This window comes from Streptomyces sp. NPDC059477 (genome assembly GCF_042749375.1).
Taxonomy (GTDB): Bacteria; Actinomycetota; Actinomycetes; order Streptomycetales; family Streptomycetaceae; genus Streptomyces.
Genome location: NZ_JBHYUG010000015.1, coordinates 123,778 through 135,364 on the forward strand (window position 1 = coordinate 123,778; position 11,587 = coordinate 135,364).

Sequence of the window (11,587 nt, forward strand, 5' to 3'; positions counted from 1 at the left end):
CTCCGCCCCGGGGAGCCTTCCCGGATCGGGGAGCCTTCCCGGATCGGGAGCCGGGCCCGGCGCGGGCGTCACGCCTCCGACGTGCGGAGGGGGGCCGGTTGCCAGGTGCCGCCGGGGCGGGCGTCGGACAGGGTGGGGGTGTGCCGGGTGCGGGCGAACAGGGCGTCCCGGCTGGCCACGGCCAGGCGCCGGGCGCGGGCCTCCATGTCGCCGTGCAGCCGTCCGCCGGACTTCACCACCCGGCCGGCCACCAGCACGGTGTCCACCAGGCCCGGGTGGGCGGCGTAGACGACCTGGCCGATGGGGTTGTTCAGCGGGGTCAGCGCGGTGTTGTCGGTGCGCAGCAGCACGATGTCGGCCTGCTTGCCCGGTGTCAGGGTGCCCACCTTGTGGTCCAGGCCGCAGGCGCGGGCGCCCTCGACGGTGGCGAACGACAGCACATCGCGGGAGCTGAGCGACACCGCCGGACGGTCGCTCGCGCCGGGCTGCTCGTTGTCGATCGCGCGCTGCGTGGCCAGACAGATCTGCATGGTGCCGAACATGTGGCCGCTGTTGGAGACACAGGTGTCGATGGACAGGCTGGGCCGGATGCCGACCCGGGTCAGCCGCCCGGTCGCGGGCCAGCCGTGGCCCATCTGCATCTCGATGTCCGGGGCGATGGACACCGTGCCGCCGGAGTCGGCGATGTCCCGCAACTCGTCGTCGGCGAGCGTGTTGCAGTGCACGTAGGTGATGTCCGGGCCCAGCAGACCCAGCTTGTTCAGCCGGGTGACGGGTCTGCTGCGGCCCCACTCGCCGTCCCCGACGTGCATGCTGATCGGCAGCCCCAGCTCCCGGGCGAGCCGCAGATCGTGCTCGGTGACCTCCAGACTGGCGAACTGCGGCCCCCGTACCGCCATCGCCATCGTGACCAGCTGATCCGCGGAGGAGAAGTAACGGTCGCGGACCCGGCGTACGTCCGCGTCGTGCGGGACGTCGCTGGGCACCTGGTACATCCCCGCGCCACCGCCGTGCGCGAACACCGCGCGCAGCCCGGCGTCGTACAGCGCCCGCACGGCAGCGTCGCTGTGCTCGGCGGTGTCGACGTTGTGCGACCAGTCGAGCAGTGTCGTGATCCCGCTGTCCAGGGCCTCCACCGCGCCCAGCAGATTGCCCGCGTAGGTGTCCTCCGGCTCGAACAGCGCGCTCAGGCCGAGATGCAGGCCGGTCATGTACTGCCCGAGGGTCCAGTCGGCGGCGATGCCCCGCAGGGACGCCTGCCAGGTGTGCCGGTGGGTGTCCACGAACCCGGGCAGCACGATCATGCCGCGCGCGTCGACCACCCGGGCATCGGGCTCCCCGAGGTCCGGGCCGATCGCCTCGATCACCTCGCCGCGCACCAGGACGTCGGCGGTGTCGAAGTCGCCCAGCCCGTCGTCCATGGTGATCACCGTGCCCTGCTTCAACAGGATCCGCTCGCCGCTCACTGTCCACACTCCTTTGTGCTCCGACCTTGCTCGTCTTGCTCGTCTTGCTCGTCTTTGCCTGTCCTGCTCGCCTTGTCCGTCTCGCTCGTCCCGCCTGCCCGGTGGGGGGCATCAGTCCCCGCCCACCGACACCACCGCCTTGCCGCGCAGCGCCCCGGCGGCCAGTGGCTCCAGGCCGCCCGCCACCACGTCCGCGAGATCCACCACCCGGTCCACGATCAGCTGGTCGACGGGCCGCGCCGCCAATGCCGCGACCGCCTCCGGCAGATCCGTGGCACACACGTGCGCGCTGGAGGCGACCAGGTCGATCTCCGAGATCACCGCCGTACGGACGTCCACCTCGGCCGCCCCGCCCGGCAGCCCGAGCAGCACCACCCGGCCGCCCGCCCCGGTGATCCGCAGCGCCCCGCGCAGCGCGGCCGGTGCCCCCGACGCCTCGACGGTCACCGGGGCTCCGGTGCGGCCCAGTCGCCGTACGGCGGCCAGCCCGGCCTCGTCCGGGACGCGGGCGGTACCGGCGCCCAGCGCGAGCGCGGTCTCCAGCCGGGCCGGGTCCACATCCAGCACATGGACGGGCACCCCTCGCACCACGGCGGCGGCGATGAGCAGCGAACCGATCCCGCCCGCGCCGAAGATCACGACCGGTTGGCCGGGGGCGACGCCGGAGCGGTTCAGGGCGTGCACGGCGATGGCCATGGGCTGGGCCAGCACGGCGTTGCCGTCGGAGCAGCCGTCGGGCACGGCCGCGCACATCGCCGCCGGGACGGTGACGTACTCGGCGAGTCCGCCGTGGGTGTGCAGCCCGTAGGTGAAGTAGCGGTGGCAGAGGTTCGTACGGCCGTCCCGGCACGGTGGGCAGGTGCCGCACCAGTGTCCGGCTCCCGCCACCACCCGCGTACCGGCGGGGAATCCGGGCGCGCCCGACTCCTCGACCACGCCGTAGATCTCATGGCCGGGGATCATCGGCCCGAGGTGCCCGGAGACCGGGTGCCGCACGGTCAGCGGGATCATGGCGGGCCCGTGCGCGTACTCGTGGCTGTCGGTGCCGCACAGCCCCGAGCGGCGGACCCGTACGGTCACCTCGCCGGGGCCGGGCTCGGCGGGCTCGGGGAATCCGTGTGTCACCCGGACGTCCCGGGGGCCGTGATAGACGGCGGCCTTCATTCTTCTTCTCCCGTCGGGTCGGTCGCCGTGTCGGCGTCGGCGTCGGCGGCGGCACGGCGGTCGGCGACGAAGCGCATGAGGTGCGCCGCCTCCCGGTCGCCCTCGCCCGCCGCGCAGATGGCGTCGAGCAGCTTCAGGGTCAGGTCACCGGCCGGGGTGCCGGTGCCGCCGGACACCGCGTACGCCACGTCCTTGCGCAGTTGGGCGGCGCTGGCCCAGACCTCGGCGGGCTCGTGGAGCAGGAAGGGGGCCCGGTAGTGGAGCATCGGGGAGGCGATGACGCTGGCCAGCATCGCCTCGGTGGCCCGCTCCCGGGTGATGCCCGCGCGCTCGGCGACCACCAGGGCCTCGCCCCAGGCCGCCGCCTGGATCGCCACCTGGAGATTGACCGCCAGCTTCAGGGTCACGCCCTGTCCGTGCTCCGCGCCGACGTGGACGACGTCGGAGGCCAGCACGTCCAGCACCGGCCGGATCCGCGCGAGCGCCCGCGCCGGGCCACCGGCCAGGAACACCAGGCGTCCCTCCGCCGCCGCGTCCAGGCTCCCGGAGACCGGGCAGTCCAGCATGACCGCGCCCCGCTCGGCGACGGCCCCGGCGATCTCCCGGGTGGCGTCGGGCTCGACGGTGCTGAGATCGGCGTACACCTGCCCGGGGCCGAGCCCGGCGAGCAGTCCGTCCGGGCCGCCGGTGATCGCCCGCAGCGCGTCGGACCCCCACACCATGGACAGCACGACCGGGGCCCGCTCGGCCACCTCACGCGGGCTCGCGCACGCCGTGAGGCCCTGCGTGAGGAGGGGGGTGAGCCGCTCGGGGGTGCGGTTGTGGCCGTACACGGGGTGCCCGGCGGCCAGCAGCCGGGCGGCGATCCGGGCCCCCATGGCACCGAGGCCGACTACCCCTACGGGGGTGGCGCCTGCCTGACCTACGGGGGTGGCTCCCCCGTGACCTACAGGGGTGGCTCCCTCGTGACCTACAGGGGTGGCTCCCTCGTGACTCATGATCGACCTCCCGCCGGGACGGCATCGGCGCCTTCGCCTGTGCCCCCACCTGCGCCTGCGCTCGCGTCCACATCCGCATCCGCATCCGCATCCGCGAGGAAAGCGTGCGCCTGTTCGACCACCCGGTCCACCAGCTCGCCGCACGAACCGAGATAGGTCTCCGGGACGAGCAGGTCGCCGAGCTGTCCCAGGTCCACGCCCGCGTCGGCGATCTCGGTGTTCTCGGCCAGTGACTCGCGCAGGGGCCGTCCGGTCTCCCACGCGTGCATCGACGCCTCGTAGACCACATCGTGCGCGGCGGTCTTGCCCAGGGTCCGGGCGAGATGCATCATCGCGGCCTCGGAGAGCATGAGGTCGCCGAGCCGGTGGAGGTTGGTGTGCAGGGCGTCGGGGTGGACGACCAGGCCGTCCAGGATCCAGGCGGTGCGCTCCAGCAGCCCGGCGGTCAGGCAGAAGGTCTCCGGTACGGCGGCCCACTCCACGCCCCACAGGCTCATGTCCCGCTCGTGCTCCTGGTGCATGGCGGCGAGCATCTGGGCGGGCGCCTGCCGGCAGAGGATCGCGCTGGAGATGATGTACTCGCAGTACATCGGGTTGCGCTTGTGCGGCATCGTGCTGCTGCCGACCTTGCCGGTCGCGAACGGCTCCTCCAGCTCGGCGACCTCCGTACGCTGGAGCACCCGTACCTCGTTGGCGATCTTTCCGCAGGTCGCGGCGGTCATCGCGGCCACGCAGACGAGTTCGGTGAGCCCGTCGCGGGCGGTGTGCCAGGCGATGGGGGCGCTGCCGAGGCCGAGGCGTTCCATCATCCGTTCGTGCAGGCGCGGTCCCGCCGCGCCGAACGCCGCCATGGAGCCGACCGCGCCGCCGAGCTGTCCGACGAGCGCGCGGGGCCGGGCGTCGGTGAGCCGGGCGGCGTGCCGTTCGCACTCGGCGAGCAGGACGGCGAACTTGAAGCCGAGGGTGATGGGCAGGGCGTGCTGGGCGTGGGTGCGGCCGACCATGGGCAGATCGCGGTGGCGCTCGGCGAGCCCGGCCAGGACCCGCATCAGCTCCCGCAGCCGCTCCTCGACGAGATCGACGGCACGGTGGAGCTGGAGGGCGAGCCCGGTGTCGGTGATGTCCTGGGTGGTGGCGCCGTAGTGGACGTAGGCGCCCCACTCCGGTCCGGCAGCCTCCGCCAGCCGCCGGACGAGCGGTACGAGCGGGTGGGCGGTCCGCTCGATCTCCGCGCCGATCACCTCCAGGTCGAACCGCTCGGCGACCGCGCACTCGGCGATCCGCTCGGCCGCCGCCCTGGGCACCACCCCGAGATCGGCCTGGGCCCCGGCCAGCGCGGCCTCCGCGTCCAGCCAGGACTGGACCATCGCCCGGTCGCTGAAGACCGCCCGCATGGCATCGGAGGCGAAGAGCCCGCCGAGGATCCGGGAGTCCATGAGATGCGCGGGCGCGGCGGCGGGGTCGGGCTGGTCCGGCACGGCGATTCCTCTCGTCGGGCGACGGGTACGGAGACGTATGAATGGGTGCGTCAGCGAGCACCCGAATGGAAAGCTTTCCACGTCATGTGGCCATTTGAGGATGCTCGCGGGTGGATGGATTGTCAATAGTGATGGAATGCTTTCCATCACAGTCCGGGCCCATCACCCCTGGCGGACCACAACGGACCACCGTGAGCCGCCCTGGAATGCTGTGGAACGCCGTGGACCGCTCCTGGGGCCTGATATATCGTTTCCACGTGCCGAACCTGAAGGACATCGCGAAAGAGACCGGGCTGGGGCTGGGTACGGTCTCGCGGGCACTGAGCGGAGCCCCCCGGGTCAGCCCGGCCACCCGGCGCAAGGTCATGGAGGCCGCGCAGCGGCTGGGCTACCAGTCCAACGGTCTGGCCCGCGCGCTACGGCAGTCGCAGTCCCACTCGGTGGGTCTGGTGATCCCGGATCTGGAGAACGAGTTCTACACCTCGGGCGCGGCGATCCTCCAGGACGTGCTGGCCACCCAGGGCTACCGCCTGCTCCTGTGCTGTAGCAACGGCGACCCGGAGACGGACGCGGCCCTGCTGATGTCGCTGGTCGAGCGCCGGGTGGACGGCATCGCGCACACCCCGTGCGGCCCGGACGGCGCCCGGTCGATCAGGCGGCTGAATCCGACGCTGCCCATCGTGGAGTACGCCCGCCGCTCCGAGCTGGACAGCGTCGACTCGGTGACCGGTGACGAGCGGGGCGGCAGCGCGGAGATCGTGGAGCATCTGGCCCGCCTGGGGCACCGCTCGATCGCGATGATCGCGGGCCCCCCGGCGCTGAGCACGACGGTGGCCCGGACGGAGGGCTTCGAGGAGGCGTGCCGCCGGCTGCGCCTGCGCAAGCGGGACTGCCCCCGGTTGTCGGGCACGTACGACGCGTCCTGGGGCGAGGAGGCGACGTTGCGGATCCTGCGCGAGCACCCGGACGTGACGGCGATCTACGCGTCCAGCTCCCGGATGGCCCTGGGCGTCCTGCGGACCCTGCACCGCCTGGGCGTCGGCGTCCCCGGGGACATGTCGGTGGCGGGGTTCCTCAATCCGCTCTGGTACGAGGTCGCGGGCCCGCCCCTGACGACGTACGAACTCCCCCTGAAGGACATGGGGGACATGGCCGCCCGGCTGCTGCTCCAGCGGATCACCGAGACGACCGGCGACGCGCTGCCGGAGCCTCGGACGGTCCGTTTCGAGGGCCGGCTGATCACCCGGGAGTCGACGGCCCGGCCACGCACCGCGCCACTGGCCTCGGGCGTGCTCACGCCATGACCCTCGCGGCCGGCGGGCGGGCTTGAGCGCGTTGGGCAGTTCGCGGCGGGGCGGTCGCCGGCCGGCGGGCAGGACGGCGAGTACCCGGACAAGGACACAGTGCCGCTCGGCGAGGCCCTGCGGATAGCGGCGCACCTCGTCGGCGAAGGGGTGGGTCCGGCCCCCCGATGCCCACCGGGTGAGCGACCGCAGACCCGCATCCGGGCCCCGGTCGCCCACCCGCGCCACCCCCACTGTCCCCTGCCCCCTTCCCCCGCTACCGCGTCACCACCCGCACCCCCTCCGGCGCCACCACCTCCACCCCCCCGTCCCCCGTCACCGTGACGTCCAGTCGCCCGCCGCCGATCCGGAGCCCTGTCACCGTCAGGGGCGTGAATGCCGAGGCCAGGGCCGGTGCCACGGTGAGGGTGCCGCCGGGGGCGTCGGCCTCCAGGCCCAGGGCCGACCGGAGTACGGAGACCGAGGCCGCCGCCGCCCAGGCCTGCGGACGGCAGGACGCCGGGTACGGGGCCGGGTGAGCGGACTCCCCCGTGCCGTGGCCCGCGAAGAGTTCGGGCAAGCGCGCCTCGAAGCCCGCCGAGGCGGTCAGCAGGCCCTGCGCCAGCGACCCCGCCGCGTCCGGGAACCCGGCCCGGACCAGGCCCTGTACGGCGATCGCGGTGTCGTGCGGCCAGATGGAACCGGTGTGGTAGCCGAAGGGGTTGAAGCCGACCGAGTCACTGCTGAGCGTGCGCAGCCCGTGCCCCGCGTCGAGGTCGGGGCCGGTCAGCCGGGCGGCCAGCAGCGCGCTCTCCTCGGCGTTCAGCAGTCCCGTGCCGAGCAGATGCCCGAAGCCCGAGGTCGCCGCGTCCGCCGGATCGCCGTCGCGGTCCAGGGCGACCGCCGGGTAGGGGCCGCGCGCGTCCTCCACCCAGAAGCGGGCCCGGAACCGGTCGGCCAGCCCCGCCGCCCACTCCTCCCACTCGTCGGCCCCGGCCCGCCCGAACTCCCGCAGCAGCGCCGCGCCGCCGAGCGCGGCCTCGTACGCGTACGCCTGTACTTCGCACAGCGCGATCGGCGCCGCCGCGAGCCGTCCGTCGCGGTGCCGGATGGAGTCGGTGGAGTCCTTCCAGCCCTGGTTGGCCAGGCCCTTGCCGGTCTGGTCGACGTACTTCAGGAAGCCGTCGCCGCTGCCCCGCGCCTGCTCGCGCATCCAGGCGAGCGCGGCTTCGGCGTGCGGGAGGAGCTGTTCGACCTCGTGGGTGGGCAGGCCCCAGCGCCAGGCGTCGTGCAGCAGGGTGAGCCACAGGGGGGTGGCGTCGACCGTGCCGTAGTACACGGGCGGCAGGGAGTGGGCGAGCGTGCCGCGCCGCACCTCGTGCAGGATCTTGCCGGGCTGTTCCTCGGTCGCCGGGTCGCTCACCGCGCCCTGGCGGCGGGCCAGCGTCCGCAGGGTGCCCCCCGCGATGCCGGTGCCCAGCGGCAGCAGCATCCGGGCGGCCCACAGGGAGTCCCGGCCGAACAGGGTCAGGAACCAGGGGGCACCGGCCGCCAGGAACTGGTCCGGACGGTCCGGGTCGGCCGACCGGCCGTCGGCCAGCCGCAGCCGGTCCAGATCCGCCAGCGACTGCTCCAGCCAGCGGACCAGGCCACGGTCCGCGCTGGTCACCTCGGGCACGGACCAGGGCAGTCGCCCTTCCGGCGGGGCGGGGAACTGATCGCCGTCCGCGTAGGCCGCCGTGCAGGTCAGGGTCGCGCTCCAGGCCGTACCGGGCGCGAGGTCGATGTCGTACGACCATCGCCCCTCGGCGGGCCGCAGTTCGTCCGGCGCCGGGACGCTGGTCAGGCGGGCGGTGAAGTCGCCGTCGGTCCAGGTCAGGGCGGCGGCCGGGGGGTCGGCGGGCCGCGGCGGGGCCGGTTCGAGGACCCGGCCCGACTTGACCTGTTCCATGGTGGCCAGGTCCGTCCCGGCGGTCACCGTGAGCCGGACGCGGATGTGCCGGATGCCCGCGTTGGTGACCTCCAGGGTCTCCTCCAGCCGGCCCGCCGCCGTGTGGCGCCGGCGGTGCAGGGCGACCGCGGGGTCCGGTGTGCTCTCGCCCAGTCCGCGCAGGACCGAACGGAATCCGGCCCGGTCGGCGCCGCGCAGGCCGCCCCGCACCGGGGCGAGCGCGATGCCCTCGGCGGCGACGGTCAGCTCGGCCAGGGCCCTGCGGTCACCGTGGTAGAAGCCGTCCGCACCCCCGCTGAGCTGCCCGTCCGCACGCGAGATGACAAGGCTCGGCGAGTGCAGCGTGACGACCGCGTCATGCAGGAACGGCTGTAGTCCCGCGACCGCGGACGCGGCCGTCGTGACCGAGCCGTTGGTGTCCTGGGGCTTGACAGTGGTGTCCAAGGAAGTAGAACCTCTCAGCATTCGAACGTTCCAAAGACAGTAAGTCACTCGTCAGAGCGCTGACAACGGATTTGGAACGCTAAAAACCTCAGGATTTATCAGGGCCCACTCAGGCCCTGCCCAGGTCCCGCCCAGGCCGCACCCATGGCCTGCTCGGGGCCCGCCCAGGATGTACCGACGACGACGCCGGAGACCCGTATGCCCCGCTCCAGCAAGAACCCCCCGGCCAAGGGCGGCCCGGTGACCCTCGCCACGGTCGCCGCCCGGGCCGGGGTCTCGCCGCAGACCGTGTCGAACGCGATCAACTCGCCGGACCTGCTGCGGCCCGAGACCCTGGAGCGGGTCCGCCGCGTGATCGAGGAGACGGGCTACCGCCCCAGCCGGGCCGCACAGACCCTGCGCACCCGCTCCAGCAGACTGATCGGGTACGGCATCCAGCCCGCCCATTCCAGTTCCCCCGTCCTGGACCGGTTCCTGCACGCCCTGTCGCAGGCCGCCGACGCCGCCGGGTACCGCATCCTGCTGTTCGCCTCCCCCGACGGCGGCCCTTCGCTGGAGGGCTACGAGGAACTGCTCGACCAGCACGAGGTCGACGGCTTCGTGCTCAGCGGCACCGACCGCGCCGACCCCCGGCAGGCGTGGCTGACCAAGCGGGGCGTGCCGTTCGTCGGCTTCGGCCGGATGTGGTCGGGCCGCCCCCTCGGCGACTGGGTCGATGTCGACGGCGCCTGCGGCACGGACGCCGCCGTGGAGCACCTGGTGGCGCACGGCCATCGCAGGATCGCCTTCCTGGGCTGGGAGCGCGGGGTGTCCGGGGCCGGTGACGACCGTGCCGAGGGCTGGCAGCGGGCCATGCGGCGGCACGGACTGCCGGTCCGGGGCCGTCGCGGGCAGAGCGTGAACGACATCGACGCCGCCCGCGCCGCCGCGAAACCCCTGCTCGACGGGGGCGCGACGGCCGTGATCGCGGCCAGCGACATGCTCGCGCTCGGCTGCTACCAGACACTGCGCGAGCGCGGCACGCTGCCCGGCCGGGACGTGGCCGTGATCGGCTTCGACGACTCGCCCACCGCCGAACTCCTCTCCCCCACGCTGACCTCGGTCGCCCAGCCGCTGGAGGAGGTGGGCCGGGAGTGCGTACGGCTGCTGCTGGCCCGGATCGCCACGCCGGACGCCGCGCCCGAACGGCTGCTGCTGGAGCCGTCCCTGATCGTGCGGGACAGCAGCACGACGGCGACGGCGCCTTTGTGAGGCGGGCCGCCGACGCCGGTGACCGCGGTGACCGCCGGTGACCGCCGGTGACCGCCGGTGACCGTCGGCCGACCGTGCCAGTGACCGTCGGCCACCGGGTGACCGCCTCCCACCTCTGACCACCGGTCACCACAGAAAGCCCGTCGCCACAGACGCCGGTGACACAGAAACCTTTCCCCTCCTCCACCCCCACACCCCGGGCGCCCACCGACCCCCACTCCCTCGATCGCCCGGGAGGAGCCGCCCCCTTACCACCCCGATCCCCCGGAGGACCCCATGATCAACCGCAAGGCCGTCGCGGCCTTCACCACCTGCGCGGCCCTGCTGGCCGTCACCGGCTGCTCGTCGAGCTTCGGCAGCGACGAGCAGACGACCCAGGACACCGGCGCCCAGCAGGACCTCACCGTGCTCATCGCCTCGTCCGGCGACGCCGAGACCGCCGCGGTCAAGGAGGCCGCCGCGGCCTGGGCGAAGGACACCGGCAACACGGTGACGGTGGATGTCGCCAAGGACATCAATCAGCAGCTCGCCCAGTCCTTCGCCGGGAGCAACCCGCCGGACGCCTTCTACGTCGACTCCAGCCAGTTCGCCAACTACGCGCAGGGCGGCTCGCTCTACCCGTACGGCGCGGAGATAGCGGACGCGGACGACTTCTCGGAGCAGCTGCGCGCCTCGTTCACGTACGACGGGGAGCTGGTCTGTCTGCCCAAGGACACCTCCACTCTCGCCCTCGCCATCAACACCGACCTGTGGCAGCGGGCCGGGCTGACCGCGGACGACTATCCGACCGACTGGGACGAGCTGAAGTCGGTGTCGGCCAAGCTGACCGAGGGCGATGTCACGGGGCTGGTGGTGGGCGGCGAGTACGCGCGGCTCGGCGTCTTCATGAAGCAGGCGGGCGGCTGGATCACCAACGCCGACCAGAGCGAGATGACCGCCGACACCGCGCAGAACGCCGAGGCGCTGACCTACGTACAGGAGCTGCTGGAGTCGGGCTCCCTGAAGTACGCGAGCGAGGTCGACACCAACTGGGGCGGCGAGGCCCTGGGCACCGGCAAGGCCGCCATGACCATCGAGGGCAACTGGCTCACGGGCGGCATGAAGGCCGACTACCCGGACGTGAACTACCAGATGGTCCCGCTGCCCGCCGGTCCGGCCGGCGAGGGCACGCTCGCCTACAGCCAGTGCTGGGGCGTGGCGCAGGACAGCGCCCACCGGGAGGCCGCCGTGGACCTGGTGGAGTATCTGACGACGAGCGAGCAGATGCTGAAGAACGCGGACGCGTTCGGCGTGATGCCCTCGCGCACCAGCGCGCTCGCCGAGTACGCGCTGAAGGACCCGTCGGCGAAGGCGTGGGCGGACGCCACCGCGTACGCCCAGGGCCCGGTGACGATCGCGGGCTTCGACAAGGTGCTCACCCAGTTCAACACCGACCTCGCGGCGCTGGGCACCGGCGACCCGGAGAAGATCCTCGCCGACCTCCAGCGCAACGGCGAACAGGAACTCGCGAAGGGCGAATGACCCGCCATGCTCCCCCGCACGCCCTCCCGCC

The 11,587-nt window shown here is 73.2% G+C and carries 8 protein-coding genes; 3 read left to right on the forward strand and 5 right to left on the reverse strand.

Annotated features, from left to right (window positions below; all coding sequences use genetic code 11):
• Nucleotides 1–68: 68 nt before the first annotated feature.
• The 4 genes from ACFXAZ_RS11050 to purB form a co-directional block, all read right to left on the reverse strand.
• Entirely contained in the window at nt 69–1,466 is a 1,398-nt protein-coding gene (locus ACFXAZ_RS11050) for an amidohydrolase family protein (protein ID WP_384587699.1), read from the reverse strand.
• Between the two features lie 111 nt (nt 1,467–1,577).
• Nucleotides 1,578–2,630 carry a zinc-binding dehydrogenase gene (locus tag ACFXAZ_RS11055; protein ID WP_384587702.1) on the reverse strand — a complete coding sequence of 351 codons (1,053 nt, stop codon included), beginning with the start codon at nt 2,628–2,630 and terminating at the stop codon, nt 1,578–1,580.
• A complete protein-coding gene (locus tag ACFXAZ_RS11060; protein ID WP_384587705.1) occupies nt 2,627–3,628 on the reverse strand; it encodes an NAD(P)-dependent oxidoreductase in 1,002 nt (333 codons plus the stop codon). Before ACFXAZ_RS11060 ends, ACFXAZ_RS11055 begins: the two co-directional genes overlap by 4 nt.
• Nucleotides 3,625–5,106 (reverse strand): adenylosuccinate lyase, encoded by a 1,482-nt coding sequence (purB, locus tag ACFXAZ_RS11065; RefSeq protein ID WP_384587709.1) that lies wholly within the window; start codon nt 5,104–5,106, stop codon nt 3,625–3,627. Before purB ends, ACFXAZ_RS11060 begins: the two co-directional genes overlap by 4 nt.
• A 257-nt stretch (nt 5,107–5,363) precedes the next feature.
• Here purB and ACFXAZ_RS11070 point away from each other — a divergent pair, with 257 nt between their 5' ends.
• Entirely contained in the window at nt 5,364–6,410 is a 1,047-nt protein-coding gene (locus tag ACFXAZ_RS11070) for a LacI family DNA-binding transcriptional regulator (RefSeq protein ID WP_384587712.1), read from the forward strand.
• 256 nt (nt 6,411–6,666) lie between these two features.
• On the opposite strand, the gene ACFXAZ_RS11075 is transcribed toward ACFXAZ_RS11070, so the two are convergent.
• Nucleotides 6,667–8,784 carry a glycogen debranching N-terminal domain-containing protein gene (locus ACFXAZ_RS11075; protein WP_384587715.1) on the reverse strand — a complete coding sequence of 706 codons (2,118 nt, stop codon included), beginning with the start codon at nt 8,782–8,784 and terminating at the stop codon, nt 6,667–6,669.
• Nucleotides 8,785–8,982: 198 nt separating this feature from the next.
• Between ACFXAZ_RS11075 and ACFXAZ_RS11080 the strand changes: the two genes are divergently transcribed.
• Both ACFXAZ_RS11080 and ACFXAZ_RS11085 read left to right on the forward strand, forming a co-directional pair.
• Entirely contained in the window at nt 8,983–10,035 is a 1,053-nt protein-coding gene (locus ACFXAZ_RS11080; protein ID WP_384587718.1) for a LacI family DNA-binding transcriptional regulator, read from the forward strand.
• A 276-nt stretch (nt 10,036–10,311) separates the two neighbouring features.
• Nucleotides 10,312–11,556, forward strand: a complete 1,245-nt coding sequence (locus ACFXAZ_RS11085) for an extracellular solute-binding protein (RefSeq protein ID WP_384587721.1) — start codon at nt 10,312–10,314, stop codon at nt 11,554–11,556.
• The last annotated feature ends 31 nt before the right edge of the window (nt 11,557–11,587 follow it).